The 15,915-nt window shown below is 64.0% G+C and carries 13 protein-coding genes and 1 pseudogene; 8 read left to right on the top strand and 6 right to left on the bottom strand.

Annotation, left to right across the window (positions count from 1 at the left end; genetic code table 11):
* Together H8B02_RS15685 and H8B02_RS15680 are read left to right on the top strand one after the other, a co-directional pair.
* Positions 1 to 317: L,D-transpeptidase family protein (locus H8B02_RS15685; protein ID WP_229167056.1), on the top strand; the 317-nt coding region annotated here is incomplete at its 5' end.
* Positions 318 to 410: 93 nt separating this feature from the next.
* Positions 411 to 1,196 carry a 2-keto-4-pentenoate hydratase gene (locus tag H8B02_RS15680; protein ID WP_229167055.1) on the top strand — a complete coding sequence of 262 codons (786 nt, stop codon included), beginning with the start codon at positions 411 to 413 and terminating at the stop codon, positions 1,194 to 1,196.
* A 147-nt stretch (positions 1,197 to 1,343) separates the two neighbouring features.
* Here the strand turns inward: H8B02_RS15680 and H8B02_RS15675 are convergent, their stop codons facing one another.
* Positions 1,344 to 2,048, bottom strand: a complete 705-nt coding sequence (locus H8B02_RS15675; RefSeq protein ID WP_229167054.1) for a YggS family pyridoxal phosphate-dependent enzyme — start codon at positions 2,046 to 2,048, stop codon at positions 1,344 to 1,346.
* A gap of 110 nt (positions 2,049 to 2,158) precedes the next feature.
* Here H8B02_RS15675 and H8B02_RS15670 point away from each other — a divergent pair, with 110 nt between their 5' ends.
* Positions 2,159 to 3,850: a sensor domain-containing diguanylate cyclase gene (locus H8B02_RS15670; RefSeq protein WP_229167053.1), complete on the top strand. Its 1,692-nt coding sequence runs from the start codon at positions 2,159 to 2,161 to the stop codon at positions 3,848 to 3,850.
* A 70-nt stretch (positions 3,851 to 3,920) separates the two neighbouring features.
* Here H8B02_RS15670 and H8B02_RS15665 read toward each other — a convergent pair.
* Positions 3,921 to 4,849 (bottom strand): annotated as a pseudogene (locus H8B02_RS15665) (LysR family transcriptional regulator).
* A gap of 123 nt (positions 4,850 to 4,972) precedes the next feature.
* On the opposite strand from H8B02_RS15665, the gene H8B02_RS15660 reads away from it, so the two are divergent.
* The 5 genes from H8B02_RS15660 (at position 4,973) to holA (ending at position 11,027) form a co-directional block, all read left to right on the top strand.
* Positions 4,973 to 5,848, top strand: a complete 876-nt coding sequence (locus H8B02_RS15660) for an alpha/beta fold hydrolase (RefSeq protein ID WP_229167052.1) — start codon at positions 4,973 to 4,975, stop codon at positions 5,846 to 5,848.
* Positions 5,849 to 5,992: 144 nt separating this feature from the next.
* On the top strand, positions 5,993 to 6,397 hold the full coding sequence (locus H8B02_RS15655; RefSeq protein WP_229167051.1) for a hypothetical protein: 405 nt from the start codon (positions 5,993 to 5,995) through the stop codon (positions 6,395 to 6,397).
* Positions 6,398 to 6,818: 421 nt separating this feature from the next.
* Positions 6,819 to 9,443 carry a leucine--tRNA ligase gene (leuS, locus tag H8B02_RS15650; protein ID WP_229167050.1) on the top strand — a complete coding sequence of 875 codons (2,625 nt, stop codon included), beginning with the start codon at positions 6,819 to 6,821 and terminating at the stop codon, positions 9,441 to 9,443.
* Positions 9,430 to 9,987: an LPS assembly lipoprotein LptE gene (lptE, locus tag H8B02_RS15645; protein WP_097676204.1), complete on the top strand. Its 558-nt coding sequence runs from the start codon at positions 9,430 to 9,432 to the stop codon at positions 9,985 to 9,987. Before leuS ends, lptE begins: the two co-directional genes overlap by 14 nt.
* An 8-nt stretch (positions 9,988 to 9,995) precedes the next feature.
* Positions 9,996 to 11,027, top strand: a complete 1,032-nt coding sequence (gene holA, locus H8B02_RS15640) for a DNA polymerase III subunit delta (RefSeq protein ID WP_229167049.1) — start codon at positions 9,996 to 9,998, stop codon at positions 11,025 to 11,027.
* A 123-nt stretch (positions 11,028 to 11,150) separates the two neighbouring features.
* Here the strand turns inward: holA and H8B02_RS15635 are convergent, their stop codons facing one another.
* From H8B02_RS15635 to mnmG, 4 genes are all read right to left on the bottom strand, one after another.
* A complete protein-coding gene (locus tag H8B02_RS15635) occupies positions 11,151 to 12,041 on the bottom strand; it encodes a ParB/RepB/Spo0J family partition protein (RefSeq protein WP_229167048.1) in 891 nt (296 codons plus the stop codon).
* Between the two features lie 141 nt (positions 12,042 to 12,182).
* Positions 12,183 to 13,034, bottom strand: coding sequence for a ParA family protein (locus H8B02_RS15630; protein ID WP_207834163.1), 852 nt, complete (start codon positions 13,032 to 13,034; stop codon positions 12,183 to 12,185).
* A 31-nt stretch (positions 13,035 to 13,065) separates the two neighbouring features.
* Positions 13,066 to 13,731: a 16S rRNA (guanine(527)-N(7))-methyltransferase RsmG gene (gene rsmG / locus H8B02_RS15625; protein WP_229167047.1), complete on the bottom strand. Its 666-nt coding sequence runs from the start codon at positions 13,729 to 13,731 to the stop codon at positions 13,066 to 13,068.
* 119 nt (positions 13,732 to 13,850) lie between these two features.
* The gene (mnmG, locus tag H8B02_RS15620; RefSeq protein WP_229167046.1) at positions 13,851 to 15,734 is read right to left on the bottom strand and encodes a tRNA uridine-5-carboxymethylaminomethyl(34) synthesis enzyme MnmG; all 1,884 of its coding nucleotides are present in this window, start codon (positions 15,732 to 15,734) and stop codon (positions 13,851 to 13,853) included.
* Between the last annotated feature and the right edge of the window lie 181 nt (positions 15,735 to 15,915).

Genomic DNA, 15,915 nt, shown 5'->3' with positions numbered 1-15,915 from the left:
CCTTCCTGCCGGCGCGGCCGATCCGCCGCGAGGATGCCTGGTGCGAGGATCCCGCCGACCGCCATTACAACCAGCCGATCCGGCTCGACCGGGCGCAAGGCGGCGACCGCCTGACGCGCGAGGATCACCTCTACGACTTCATCGTCGAGATCGACCACAACGCCGCACCGCGCGTCGCGGGCCGCGGCAGCGCCGTGTTCCTGCATCTGGCGCGGCCGAACTTCGCGCCGACCGCGGGCTGCGTCTCGATGACCAAGGCGTCGATGCTGCGACTGTTGCGACGGATGTCGCCGCAGACCAGGATCATCATCGGGTAGATAGCTGAGCATCGGTTTTCCCGCGCGACAAACGCGACGCGCTTGTGCTGAGATCGCGCGCAACACAGAAAATTCCCGCAGGGACGAAAACGCATGCTCGACAACAACCAGATCGCCGCCGCCGCCAAGGTCCTGCACGATCACTGGCACGCCGGAACAAAACTCGCCGCGCTCGACAGCGCCATGCGGCCGCGCGACCGCGCCGAGGGTTACGCGGTGCAGGCTCAGCTGGAAAAGACATCGCGCGAAAAACTGTTCGGCTGGAAGATCGCGGCGACCAGCGAGGCCGGCCAGAAGCATATCAATGTCGCAGGGCCGCTGGCCGGGCGCATCCTCGCCGAAACATTGATCGCTGATGGCGGCACCGCATCGATGAAGGCCAACGCGATGCGCGTCGGCGAGCCGGAATACGCCTTCCGCATGGCGCGCGATCTCGCGCCGCGCACCACGCCCTACAGTGCGCAGGAGGTCCTTGACGCAGTCGGCACGCTGCATCCCGCGATCGAGATTCCGGATTCGCGCTTCGCCGATTTCGCATCGGCCGGCGAGGCGCAGCTGATCGCCGACAATGCCTGCGCACATCTGTTCGTGCTCGGACCTGCAACGTCGGCCGACTGGCGCGCGATCGATCTGGTCGAGCAACGCCCGACCATCACGCTGCGCGGCGAGCGCTACACCGGCCACGGCAAGAACGTGCTCGGCGATCCCCGTGTGGCACTCGCCTGGTGCGCCAACGAGCTGCGTGCGCTCGGGCTGACCTTGCGGGCAGGGGAAGTCGTCACCACCGGCACCTGCCATCCGCCGCTGCCGATTCAGGCCGGCGATGTGTTCGCGGCGGACTTCGGCGCGATCGGAAACGTGTCGGTGAAGTTTGCTTAGCCGGCGCGCTCACGGCACACACACAGCTGTCGTCCCCGCGAAAGCAGGGACCCATAACCACCGAAGTCAGTTGTTGTGCGCGGATCGAACCGCGTGCCCTTTGCGATGGCCGCGGCGTATGGGTCCTGGCCTTCGCCAGGACGACAGTTAGGGATGCGCCACCGTCCGCGTCCCAAAAATCGCCGAGCCCACCCGCACGTGGGTGGCGCCCATCTGGATCGCCACCGCGAAATCCGCGCTCATGCCCATCGACAGATTCTTCAGCCCATTGCGCGCGGCGATCTTGGCGCACAGCGCGAAATGCGGCGCCGGGGCCTGGTCGACCGGTGGGATGCACATCAGCCCTGAAATCTGCAGGCCATATTTGTCGCGGCATGCCGCGATGAAGGCATCCGCGTCCTGCGGCGCGACGCCGGCCTTCTGCGGCTCCTCGCCGGTGTTGATCTGGACGAACAGCTCCGGATGCTTCCCCTGATTTTTGATTTCCTTGGCTAACGCTTCGCAAATGCTGACGCGGTCGACCGAATGGATCGCATCGAACAGCGCGACCGCTTCCTTGGCTTTGTTCGATTGCAACGGCCCGATCAGATGCAGCTGCAGTCCCGGATGAGCCTGGATCAATTCCGGCCACTTGCCCTTGGCCTCCTGCACGCGGTTTTCGCCAAATACGCGCTGTCTGGCGCCGATAATCGGCAAAATTGCGTCGGCCGCGAATGTCTTCGAGACCGCGATCAAGGTCACTGAGGCGCGGTCGCGCCGCGCTTCCTTGCAGGCGTGCGCGATCTCCTGCTCCACGGCGGCGAGGCCGTGTGGTGAATCAGCCGATAACGGCGCGGTCGGGGTTTGTATCATGCTTGTGCCGTTCTCTGACAGGCGCGGGGGGGTTGGCTCGAATTTTACCAAATTCGGGAAAGGCTTTTTGAAGCCCTTCACTCTACCTTGCGCCCGGGCAAGGGACCAGAATGTCGGGCGTCACTTTCAACCGCAACCGGGTCAGACTCAAGAAGGTTCTGGGCATTCGTGCCCGGCTCGCTTTGCTTGCGGTGATGCTGGTCGCGCCCTTGATGCTCGATCGCGTCCGCACGCTGGAAAATTTCCGCTCAACGCAGATCGCGCAGGCCGCGGCAGGTTATGCCAACCTCACCGCGCACGCCGCCGAAACCCAGCGCGAGGTGGTCTCCTCGGTCGAGACCATGCTGAAATCGGCCGCCTATATCCGCGCCTCCGGCGGCATCGGGCAGAGCTGCGAGGTGCTGCGCGCCAGCCTGCCGACGGTGCTGCCGTGGATCCGCAGCATCATGTTCGTCTCCAGGGACGGGCTGGTGCAGTGTTCGACGCTCAACAGCCAGGTCGGGCTCAATCTCGGCGACCGCGAATATTTCAAGAAGGCGCAGGACAACCGCGGCTTCGTGTTCAGTGACTATCTGCGCGGCAGGACCAATGGCCGCCCGATGATGATGGCCGCCTACCCGGTGGCCGCGATCAATCCGGAGCTCGACTCCATCGTCGTCGCCGGCATCAACATCGACTGGCTGTCGCAGATCATGGCCAATCTCGGCGGCCAGCCCGGCATGTCGGCCGTTCTGGTCGACTCGACCGGCGTCGTGGTCGCAGCCCCCGCGGATCATGCGAGCCTGATCGGCCGCTCGCTCGACACCATCCCCTTGATGTCGGCGATTGCGGAGAAGGCGCTGAGCTACGACGAACCGTCCGGCTCGGTGTCGTTCACGGCGGCCGACGGCGCGCAGCGCACGCTGAGCTTCGCCCGCATCGCCGGAACGCAATCCCGCCTGATCGTGAGCATGGATGAGGCCAAGGTGACGGCGGCGATCAGCCGCGAGATTCGCACCGCCTATCTGCAGCTCGGCTTCGTTTGCCTGTTTGTGCTGCTCGGCGCCCTGGTCGGCGCGGAGCGGCTCGTGATCCATCCGATCGAGCTAATGACCAGCATGGCGCGACGCTTCGGCGAGGGCGACTGGTCGGCGCGCGTCGCCAAGCACAAGCTGCCGTCGGAGTTCGTGCCGCTGGCGCGCGCCTTCAACGCGATGGCGGCGCAGCTCAGCCAGCGCGAACGCGAGCTCGTCGCCTCCAACGACCGTCTCACCGTGATGGCCTCGATCGACGCGCTGTCGGGCCTTGCCAACCGCCGCGGCTTCCAGAGCCGGCTCGATTTCGAGTGGATGCGAGCGCAGCAATATGAGTGCGAGCTGTCGCTGATGATGATCGATGTCGATCACTTCAAGCTCTACAACGACACCTACGGCCATCCCGAGGGCGACGTCTGCCTCACGCGAATTGGCGAAACGCTGGCCGGAATCGCCGCCGACACGATGGGCTTCGCCGGCCGCTATGGCGGCGAGGAATTCTGTTTGTTGCTGCCGAACACCGACGCCGCGCACGCACTCGCGATCGGCGAAACCGTGCGCACCGCAATCCTCGGCCTCGCCGTGCCGCACGCCCCCTCGAGCCATTGCGTCGTCACCGTCAGCGTCGGCGTCGCCACGACAAAACCGAACGAGACCCAGCGCCCCGGCGATCTGATCGAAGCCGCGGATGCCGCCCTTTACGCCGCCAAACGGCGCGGCCGGAATGCCGTGATCGAGCATGGGTTCCTGCAGACGCTGGATGAAGCCGGGATGGCGCTGGCGAGCTGAGCTATTGGCGTGCAGAAAGCGATCGTTGCTTGGCACGACGGCTTTCGACCCGAAGTGGACGTGAGCAATTCTATCCACGAGAAGCGCGGTTACGGGGGCCGCTTTTCGGCGTCATGCCATTTGGTGCGGCGAGGCGCTCCCTGAGACGTGGCACCGCGAAGTCGAGAAACGCGCTCAATTTGGCCGGCATGAAGCGATTTGGCGAGTACACGAAGTTGACGGGTTGCGGCGGTGGCTGGAAATCCTGCAGAAGCGGAATCAGCTGCCTCGAACTTATCGAGTCGGCGAGGAGATAAGAGAACGCCTCGGTGATTCCGAGGCCTCCGCGCGCAGCATCGCACGCCGACTCGAGATTGCTCGCAACGAAGCGCGACCGAACGGCAACCACATAGTCGGTCCGGTCTCGTTTGAATCTCCATATGGATGGCGACTGCATCGGCGGATAGCTGATGCAGTCGTGCGCCTGGAGGTCGCCAGGCGATTTGGGCGCCCGCGAGATTCCAAATATTCGGCGCTGGCACAAATCACGCGGTGGATTTCCCCCACGCGGACCGCGATCAGGCTGCTGTCGGCCAGCTCGCCAACGCGAAGCGCAACGTCAATGTGCTCTTCCAAGAGATTGACCGTCCGGTCTTGCAGATTGAGATGAACGTCCACTTCGGGGAACGTCCTCAGGAACTCTGACAGAATCGGCTGCAGACATGAGCGCCCGAGCGCGACGAGCGTCGAAACGCTCAGCTCTCCTCGCGGTGTTTTGTACTCGCCGGAAACAGCGCGCTCCGCTTCCGCGACATCGGCAAGGATTCGCTTTGCTGCGGCAATGTAGGAGAGCCCTGCATCTGTCGGGACGAATGCGCGCGTCGACCGATTGAACAGCTTTGTGCGAAGATGCGCTTCCAGCTCCGATACCTTGCGGCTCACGGTCGCCAGCGGCATCTTCTGGCGACGGGCCGCAGCAGTCAGGCTTCCGGCTTCGGCCACTGCCAATACGATCGACATTCCTTCGAAGCGATCCATTTGTTACTTCCATTTTTTGGAAGAATGTATCTCGATATTGCCAGATAACGATCAATTTCGGAAGGGCTTATCCATCACCGCCAGGCAGCGAAGGATATGTGCATCATGTCACAGCCAGTGAACGACGACGCGATCGACTTCTTCGAGATCGACGGGGATATCACGCTCAGGCGCATGGTTCTGCGCAACGCGAACCCGAAGGGGACCGTTCTCTTCCTGCATGGGTTTCCGGAAACGCTGTATGCCTGGAAGGGTATCGCCGAGGCGCTGGCTGATGACTACGAGGTCCACGCTTTCGACTGGCCAGGTTACGGCCTGTCATCGAGGCCAACGGCCGACAGGTTTTCCTACGCGCCAAAGGACTATGCGCGCATTCTGGATCGATACATCGGGAAGGCGGGCATCGACACATCGAAGCTCACGATCTACGCAACCGATATCGGAGCGTTGCCGACGCTTCTGCTGGCCGTTGAAAAACCCGATATCGCAAGGACGATCATCGTGGGCGATTTCGCCCCGTTCAACAGGCCCCAGTTCATGTATGCGAGCCTGCAAGCCCTGAAGGCGGGGCCTGCGATGGACCAGGTCCGCGCCGCCCTGAACAGCAATCGCGACGAGATCCTGGAGAACACCTTCACGCGAGGTTTGCCCAAGGAAGGGCATTTTGAAGTCGCGCGTGAATTCAAGGATGACATGTCCCGGGCATGGACCTATGGAGCGATGACTACCGCGGACGCGTTCTCCCACTATTACTCGCACTTTACGCGAGACCAGGATCACTTCGAATTGCAACTGGCGCGGCTCAAGACACCCATGAAGGTGGTTTGGGGCGAGGAAGATCTCTACATCAACAAGGCGATGGGAGTGGAGTTCGCCGCAAGGCTGCATGCTGAGCTGACCCTTCTTCCCGGCATGGGCCATTTCCCCCATTTGCAGAACCCAACGCTGGCCATCGATGAGGTTCGCGCCGCATTCCGATGAGCCGCCAGCGGCTACGCGTTGAGCTGGAGTTCGACGCGCCTGTCTGTTGTGCTCACGGCAAATCGATTGAGCCGGCACTCGTTCGCCTATGCTCTCCCAACGGGTTCACCGATCGCCTGAGTGACACAACAGAGGGGAGATAACATGAAATTCGTATCTGCCGCCGCATTGGCACTTGTGGGCTGCCTTGTCGGCTTCAATTCCGCAAACGCACAAGGAGCCGCTATGAAGACAACGCCGACAACCAAAATTCTCGCCATTGGGACCATCAATCCCGGCTTTGAACAATCGCAGGTGTTCGCTGTCCTGCCGGAGGAAGTTCGCGAAACTGTCGACCTCTACCTCGATGGCAAGATCGAGCAATGGTACTCGCTGCCGGGAGGAAAGCGGGGCGTTGCGTTCATCATCAACGTCACCGAGCCAGCTGCCGCCCACGAAATGCTCGAGAAGCTGCCGTTGGGTAAAGCACATATGATGAGCTTCGAACTGATCCCCCTTGGCCCGCTCAACCCGCTTCGCTTCTTGCAGGGGATGCAACCGAAACCCTGAGATATGCAGGGCCTTACTCGGACGTCATGGGCGGGCGCCAGGTGAAATCGCGCCCCATATCACGCTGTCATCGTCCGGCTTGCCGCCTTCGCTAAAGCTTCGGCGGGCCCGGATTCGTGGCCTGTCGAAGCCTTGGCGGAGACGGGACCGGGCGATCCAGTATTCCAGAGGCCGCCATTATTGACCCGATGGGCCGCGGCGTGCCGGGTCACCGGTCAAGCCGGGTGATGACACCGGACGGGTTCCTGACGAGCTCCCGTGCGGCGACCTTCTCGGACGGACCTCACCACCACGGATGGCGGGCCATGAGCATTTGGCGGGCCCCAAGCCGTTGACCCCGCAGGCGCTTTTGTGGCCTAGTCCGCCGTCCCCGGATGGGACCCGAAAATCACCCAAAGCCACCCAGAATCCCTACGATTTCATGACCGCCGAACGCTACAACGCCCGTGAATCCGAACCCCGCTGGCAAGCCACCTGGGACGAAAAGGCGATCTTCGCCTCCAAGAACGACGATCCGCGGCAGAAATACTACGTGCTCGAGATGTTCCCGTATCCGTCGGGACGCATCCATATCGGCCATGTCCGCAACTACACGCTTGGCGACGTGCTGGCCCGCTTCATGCGCGCCAAGGGCTTCAACGTGCTGCACCCGATGGGTTGGGACGCGTTCGGCCTGCCGGCGGAGAACGCCGCGATCGAGCGCAAGGTGGCGCCGAAAGCCTGGACCTACGACAACATCGCCGCGATGAAGAAGCAGCTCAAGTCGATCGGGCTGTCGCTCGACTGGAGCCGGGAGTTCGCGACCTGCGACCCCAGCTACTACAAGCATCAGCAGAAGATGTTTCTGGACATGCTGCGCGCCGGCCTCGCCGAGCGCGAGAAGCGCAAGCTGAACTGGGACCCGGTCGACATGACCGTGCTCGCCAACGAGCAGGTGATCGACGGCCGTGGCTGGCGTTCCGGCGCCGTCGTCGAGCAGCGTGAGATGAGCCAGTGGGTCTTCAAGATCACGAAGTACGCGCAGGAGCTCTTGGAAGCGCTGGACGGTCTCGACCGCTGGCCCGACAAGGTGCGGCTGATGCAGCGCAACTGGATCGGCCGCTCCGAGGGCCTGTTGATCCGCTTCGCGCTGGATCCGGCGACCACGCCGGCCGGCGAGAGCGAGTTGAAGATCTTCACCACGCGGCCGGACACGCTGTTCGGCGCAAAATTCATGGCGATCTCGGCGGATCATCCGCTGGCGCAGGCGGCCGCGGCAAAGAATCCGAAGCTCGCGGAGTTCATCGCCGACATCAAGAAGATCGGCACCGCGCAGTCGATCATCGACACCGCCGAGAAGCAGGGCTTCGACACCGGTATCAAGGCAGTGCATCCGTTCGATCCGAGCTGGAAGCTGCCGGTCTATGTCGCGAACTTCGTGCTGATGGAATACGGCACCGGCGCCATCTTCGGCTGCCCGGCGCACGACCAGCGCGACCTGGACTTCGTCAACAAATACGGCCTCGGCAACGTGCCGGTGGTCTGCCCCGAGGGCCAGGACCCGAAGACGTTTTTCATCACCGACACCGCCTATGACGGTGACGGCCGCATGATCAATTCCCGCTTCCTCGACGGCATGACCATCGAGCAGGCGAAGGAAGAGGTTGCCAAGCGACTGGAGAGCGAGCTGCGCGGCAATGCGCCGGTCGGCGAGCGGCAGGTGAATTTCCGCCTGCGCGACTGGGGCATTTCGCGCCAGCGCTATTGGGGCTGCCCGATTCCCGTCATCCATTGTCCGACATGCGACGTGGTGCCGGTGCCCGACGACCAGTTGCCGGTGACGCTGCCGGAGGATGTCAGCTTCGACAGACCGGGCAACGCGCTCGACCATCACCCGACCTGGAAGCACGTCACTTGCCCGAAGTGCGGTGGCAAGGCCGTGCGCGAGACCGACACGATGGACACCTTCGTGGACTCGTCCTGGTACTTCGCGCGCTTCACCGATCCCTGGAATGAGAACGCGCCGACCACGCGTGCGGTGGTGGATCGGCTGATGCCGGTCGATTGGTACATCGGCGGCGTCGAGCACGCGATCCTGCATCTGCTGTATGCGCGCTTCTTTACCCGGGCGATGAAAGCGACCGGCCACATCGCCTTCGATGAACCGTTTGCTGGCCAGTACACCCAGGGCATGGTCGTCTATGAGACCTATCGGAAGGCGGACGGCTCCTATGTCACGCCGGCCGAGGTAACGATCGAGACCGGTGGCAACGGCCGCCGCGCGGTGTTGACCGCGACCGGCGAGGAGATCACGATCGGCCCGATCGAGAAGATGTCGAAGTCGAAGAAGAACACCGTCGACCCCGACGACATCATCGCGAGCTACGGCGCCGACGTCGCGCGCTGGTTCATGCTGTCGGACTCGCCGCCGGATCGCGACGTGATCTGGAGCGACGAGCGGGTGCAGGGCGCCGCCCGCTTCGTGCAGCGGCTGTGGCGACTGGTGAACGAATCGGCCGAGATCGCCAAGGCGGCACCGGCGGCCCGGCCGGCTGCGTTCAGCCCCGAGGCGCAGGCGCTGCGCAAGGCGGCCCATAGCGCCCTCGACAAGGTGTCGTCCGGGATCGAGCGGCTGCATTTCAACGTGTGTCTCGCCCATATCCGCGAATTCGCCAATGCGCTGGCCGAGGTGCTGGCGAAAGGCGACAAGCCGGCGCCGGATGTGGCCTGGGCGGTGAAAGAGGCTGCGACCATCCTGGTGCAGCTGTTCTCGCCGATGATGCCGCATTTGGCCGAGGAGTGCTGGGTGGTTCTGGGCCAGTCCGGGCTGGTTTCCGAGGCCGATTGGCCGCAAATCGAACGCGATTTGCTGGTCGAAGACAGCGTAACCCTCGTCGTCCAGGTCAACGGTAAAAAGCGAGGTGATGTTACTGTGCCACGGGCGGCGCAAAATGCGGATATAGAGGCTGCCGTTTTGGCGCTCGATGCGGTAAAAGCCGCACTGGGCGGCAAACCCGTCCGCAAGGTGATCGTGGTGCCCATGAGGATCGTCAATGTTGTCGGCTAGGATCAGGATCGCCGCCCGGCTCGTGGCCGTGGCAGCCTTGGCCGCGCTGACGGCTGGTTGCTTCCAGCCGATGTATGCCGAGCGCACCCTCGACGGTCAGTCGTCCGCCTTGCGCGAGAAGCTGATGGGCGTCGAGGTTCCGCCGGTCGACAAGGCGAACGCGTCCCGCGAGGCCCGGGTCGGCGTCGAGGTCCGCAACGCCCTCGCCTTCAAGCTCTATGGCACCGCCACCGGCGCACCGCCGACGCACCGGCTGGTGCTGCGCTTCTATACCAGCCGCTCCTCGCTGATGATCGATCCGACCACCGCGCTGCCGACCAGCGAGAACTACGGCATCGATGCCCAGTTCAACCTGATCGAGATCGCCTCGAACAAGTCGGTGATGACCGGCACCACGTTCTCGCGCGTGTCCTACGACATGCCGGGCTCCTATCAGCGCTTCGCCCGTACCCGCGCCCTCCGCGACGCCGAGGACCGCGCCGCGCAGGAGATCGCCGACAACATCCAGACCCGCCTCGCATCGTTCTTCTCAGCCGGGACCTGATCGCCGCATTGGTCGCGCTTCGCGGAAAAGAGATCGACAGCTTCCTCGCCCGGCCTGACGCCGGTCGCCCGATCATCCTGCTTTACGGCCCGGACCTCGGCTTGGTGCGCGAGCGCGCCGACGCGCTGATGGCGTCCGCGGTCGACGATCCCAATGATCCATTCTCGCTGGTGCGGCTCGATGGCGACGAGCTCGCCGCCGAACCGTCGCGGCTGGTCGACGAGGCCATGACGGTGCCGCTGTTCGGCGGCCGCCGCGCCATCCGCGTCCGCGCCGGCTCGCGCAATTTCGCAAGCGGCGTCGAGACCCTGACCGAGACCACCGCACTCAAGGATTGCCGCATCGTGATCGAGGCCGGCGAGCTCAGGCCGGAATCGCCGCTGCGCAAGATCTGCGAGCGCGCCAAGACTGCGGTCGCGATCGGCTGTTATCCCGACACCGAACGCGATCTGACGAAGCTGATCGAGGACGAGCTGCGCGTGTCCAATCTGCGGCTTGCGCAGGACGCGCGCGCGGTGCTGATGTCGCTGCTCGGCGGCGACCGCATGGCCTCGCGCAACGAGCTGCGCAAGCTCACGCTGTTCGCGCATGGCAAGGAAGAGATCACGCTCGACGACGTGATGACCGTGGTCTCCGACGCTTCGGAGCTGAAACTCGATCCGATCGTCGACGGCGCCTTCGCCGGCAATGCCGCGCTGGTGGAAAGCGAGTTCACCAAGGCAATGGTCGCCGGCACCTATCCCGGCGTGATCATCTCGGCCGCGCAGCGCCAGGCGGCGTGGCTGCATAAATCAGCGCTCGCGATCGCGGACGGCACGCCGGCGTCAACCGTGCTCGAGGGCGGATTTCCGCGGCTGCACTTCTCGCGCAAACCGGCAGTCGAGATCGCGCTGCGCAATTTCACACCGCCGCGGCTGGTGAACGTGATCGATCAGCTCGCGACCGCGGCGCTCGACATGCGCAAGCAGGCTGCGCTCGCCGCCGTCATCGCACAGCGCGCGCTGCTCTCGATCGCGGCGAATGCGAAGCGGCGGGGGTAACCGAGACGTTGAAACAACCGTCATTGCGAGCGAAGCGAAGCAATCCATTGCTCCGCACGCGCGGAACGATGGATTGCTTCGTCGCTGTCGCTCCTCGCAATGACGGAGACGGAAGTCGCCGGGCTAACCGCCTTCCAGCCGCCGCACCACCTCGTCGAGCTGCTCGAGGTTGCGGTAGCTGATCTGGACTGTACCGCCGGGATCGCGATGGCTCACGGTGACGGCAAGGCCGAGCGCATCGCTGACGCGCTTCTCCAGCGCTAGCGTGTCGGCGTCCTTGTCGACCTTGGCCGCACTGCCACTGCGCGCCTTCTGCGGCTTGCGCTCCGGCACGCCCTCCTCATGCGCCAGCGCCTCGGCCTGGCGGACGTTGAGGCCCTCGGCGACGATGCGCTTCGCCGCGGTGAGCGGATCGGGCACGCCGATCAGCGCGCGGGCGTGGCCGGCGGACAGATCGCCCTTCGAGATCAGCGCCTGCACTTCGGCAGGCAGCTTGGTCAGCCGCATCATGTTGGCGACATGGCTGCGGCTCTTGCCGACGATCTTGGCGATGTCTTCCTGGCCGCGTTTGAACTCGTCGGCGAGCGCGTGATAGCCCAGCGCCTCTTCCATTGCGTTGAGGTCTTCGCGCTGGACGTTCTCGATGATCATGATCTCGAGCGCGTCGGAATCGCTGACCTCGACCGGCACGATCGGCACTTCATGCAGGCCGGCGAGTTGCGAGGCGCGCCAGCGGCGCTCGCCGGCGATGATCTCGTAGCGATCCTGCACGCCCTTGATCGCGCGCACCACGATCGGCTGGATCACACCGCGCGCCTTGATCGAATCGGCGAGCTCACCGAGCTCGGCATCGGCGAAGCTGCGCCGCGGATTGCGCGGGTTGGCCTTGAGGAATTCGATCGGCACCTTGCGCTGCGTGCGCGGCCGCTCGACATGCGCGGCCGCCTCGCCGCCGACATCTCCGATCAGGCTTGCCAGCCCGCGCCCCAGTCGCGAACGCGCTTCATCGGCCATTGTTGCGAGCTCCCTTGGATTCACACGCAGTACTCCAGACTTGAATTTCAGAATCGTCGAACGGGCCGCGCGCCGCGAAACCCATCGCTCTCATTGTGTGCAATGATGGGGTTCGCTTCACGGCGCCCATCCACCACATCGTCAATGCGCGCGCAGCTCGCGCTCGCGCTGGATCACTTCGGTGGCGAGCTTGAGATACGCATCGCTGCCGGCGCATTTGAGATCGTAGACCAGCACGGGCTTGCCGTAGGACGGCGCTTCCGAGATGCGCACGTTGCGCGGGATCATGGTGTCGTAGACCTTGTTGCCCATGAACTGGCGCACGTCGGCAACCACCTGGTTGGAGAGGTTGTTGCGCGAGTCGAACATGGTCAGCACGATGCCGTGGATCGACAGGGTCGGATTGAGCGTCGAGCGCACCTGCTCCACGGTCTGCAGCAATTGCGACAGACCTTCGAGCGCGAAGAACTCGCATTGCAGCGGCACCAGGATCGCGTCCGACGCGGCCATCGCATTGACGGTGAGCAGATTGAGCGAGGGCGGGCAGTCGATCAGCACATAGGTGTAATCGGAGTCGGGCGAGACGTTGTTGTTCAGCCCGGCGATCGCATCGCGCAGCCGGAAGGCGCGGCCCGGCGTGGTGCCGAGCTCAAGCTCGAGGCCGGAGAGATCCATGGTGGAGGCGGCGATGTGCAGCCGCGGCACCGCGGTCGCAACCACGGCATCGCGCAGCGGCGCTTCGCCGATCAGGACGTCGTAGGTCGAGCAGCTGCGGTTGCGGCGATCGATGCCGAGGCCGGTCGAGGCGTTGCCCTGCGGATCGAGATCGACGATCAGCACGCGCTCACCAATCGCAGCGAGTGCGGTGCCAAGATTGATCGCTGTGGTGGTCTTGCCGACGCCGCCCTTCTGGTTGGCGAGCGACAGGATGCGCGGATGGCCAGGCGGCTGGGACGCCTTATCCTCTTGATAAACCTCGTCCATCACAGTCATACCAAAATACCATTTGCTCTTGCGGAGTCCCCTAGCGCCGCTCGATTGACCCGAGTTCGACGATCCAGCCCTGTCCGCCGGTCCGGCTGGAGTGTAGCTTTGGCTCAATAATCCAATATTTAGTGGCCTCGGTCAATTCGGCCTCTACATCTTGACCCTTCAAAAACAGCGCCTTCGCGCCCTTTTTGACCCACGGCTCCGCAAAGCCGATGAGTTGATGTAACGGAGCCAGCGCCCGCGCGGTGACGCAATCGATGGGACCTGCGATTCTATCCACACTATCCCCGATATCAGCCAGATGCACCGTTCCCGGTGATGCCGTGACCCGTATGGCCTCACGCAAGAATGCGGCCTTCTTGGCGATTCGCTCAACCAGATGGATCCGTGCGCCGGGTTTCTCAGCCAACGCACAGGCGAGCACGACGCCGGGAAAGCCCCCGCCGCTGCCGAGATCGACCCAGGATTTTGCTGAAGGTGCGAGGATCAGAAGCTGCAGCGAATCGGAGACATGCCGCGTCCAGAGATTCGCCAATGTGGAGGGCGCGACGAGATTGGTCTTGGCCTGCCACTCCAGCAGGAGGGCGATGTAGCGATCGAGCCGCGCCTCTGTTTCACGTGAAACAGGCGTGAGCCCGAGCGCTGCGGCCTTGTCCTTGGCGGAGACGCTGAGTTCGGCGGATTGCGGGACTGGAGCCATTCTTGGTGCAGGCCATTTGTCTGACGTAGTGAAAGCCGGTGTGAGACCGACGAGCGGCGCGTCGGTTGATTCGCCTTCACAAAAGATAGGCGCTCAGCACTCGTGTTTCACGTGAAACGTCAGGCGGTGGCCTTGGCCGATTTCCGTCGTGCCTCGCGCCGCAAATAGGCCGCCAGGATACCCAGCGCCGCCGGCGTCATGCCGTCGGTCCGGCCCGCCTGCCCGACCGTCCGCGGCTGCGCCTTCTGCAGCTTGGCGCGCGCTTCGTTCGAGAGACCCGGCACATCGGCATAGTCGACATCGGTCAGGACGAGGCCCTCGTCGCGCCGGAAGGCGTCGACATCGGCGGTCTGGCGCTTCAGATAGACATCGTATTTGGCATCGATCTCGAGATGCACCGCGATCGCAGGGTCAATGGCCGACAGTTCGGGCCAGATCGCCTGGACCGCAGGCCACTCGATCTCCGGATAGGCCAGCAATTCAAAGGCAGACCGACGATGACCGTCGCGGTTGAGCGCCAGCCCGTGCTTGGCGGCCTCATTCGGCGTGATCGCAAGCGACTTCGCAAGCCGCTTGGCGGCGTCCAGCGCCGCCATCTTGCCCCGATGGCGCTCCGCGCGAGCCGTACCGACGCATCCAAGCGCGATACCCTTGTCGGTCATCCGCTGATCGGCATTGTCGGCCCGCAGCGTCAGCCGGTATTCGGCCCGCGAGGTGAACATGCGATAGGGTTCGGTGATCCCGCGGGTGACGAGATCGTCGATCATCACCCCGAGATAGCCGTCGGCGCGGTCGAACACGATCGGATCGGTCCCGCTGGCGGCCAGCGCGGCATTGAGCCCGGCAACGATGCCCTGCCCCGCCGCCTCTTCGTATCCCGTGGTGCCATTGATCTGGCCAGCCAGGAAAAGTCCGCGCAGACGCTTGGTCTGCAAGGTCGGATCGAGCTCGCGGGGATCGACGTGGTCGTACTCGATCGCATAGCCCGGCCGGACCATCTTCACCCGCTCGAGGCTGGGGATGCTGGCGAGGATCGCGACCTGGACCTCTTCCGGCAGCGAGGTCGAGATGCCGTTGGGATAGACCGTGCTGTCGTCGAGTCCTTCCGGCTCCAGGAAGATCTGATGGCCGTCACGGTCGCCAAAACGGACGATCTTGTCCTCGATCGAGGGGCAATAGCGCGGTCCGGAGCTCTTGATCTGGCCGGAATACATCGGCGAGCGATGCACATTGGCCCGGATCACCTCATGGGTCGCCGGCGTGGTGCGGGTGATGCCGCACTGAATCTGCGGGGTCGTAATCCGGTCTGTCATGACCGAAAACGGCTCCGGAGGCTCGTCTCCAGGCTGCATTTCGACCGCGGACCAGTCGATCGTGGTGCCGTCGAGACGCGGAGGCGTCCCGGTCTTGAGCCGGCCGAGCACAAAACCGGCCCGTTCGAACGAGGCAGACAGACCCATGGCCGGCGCCTCGCCGACCCGGCCTGCCGGCCAGTTCTTCTCGCCGAGATGAATCAGACCGCGCAGGAAGGTGCCGGTCGTAATGACAACGGCACCCGCTGAAAGCTGACGGCCGTCACCCAGGCGAATGCCGGTCACGCGCCCGTCAACGACAATCAGCTCATCCGCCTCGCCTTCGACGACGGTCAGGTTCGCAGTCTCGGTGATCGCCGCCTGCATCGCGGCCGCATAGAGCTTGCGGTCGGCCTGGGCCCGGGGCCCACGGACCGCCGGACCCTTCCGGCGATTGAGCATGCGGAACTGGATGCCGCCGGCATCGGCGACCCGGCCCATCAAACCGTCCAGCGCGTCGACTTCGCGGACCAGATGGCCTTTGCCGAGGCCGCCGATGGCAGGATTGCAGGACATCGCGCCTATGGTCGCGAAACGATGGGTCACCAGGGCTGTCTTCGCACCCATTCGGGCAGCCGCACTCGCGGCCTCGCAGCCGGCATGGCCGCCGCCGATGACGATGACGTCAAATGAGTCTGCCCTGATAGTCATGGCGGGACTTCTATCGTGGAGTGATGAAAGCCGGAAGAACGAAGTTGGGTCGCGGGTCCGAGAACCAATCCCGGGTCGAGATATGGATTGCTTCCGCCATCGCCTAGCCTTCGGCGGCCGCTTCGTTCGCAACACAGGGGCGGACCTGTTTCACGTGAAACAGGTCCAGTGCCGCGACAAT

The organism is Bradyrhizobium altum (assembly GCF_020889705.1).
GTDB lineage: Bacteria > Pseudomonadota > Alphaproteobacteria > Rhizobiales > Xanthobacteraceae > Bradyrhizobium > Bradyrhizobium altum.
This window is presented reverse-complemented; position numbering and strand designations above follow the sequence as displayed.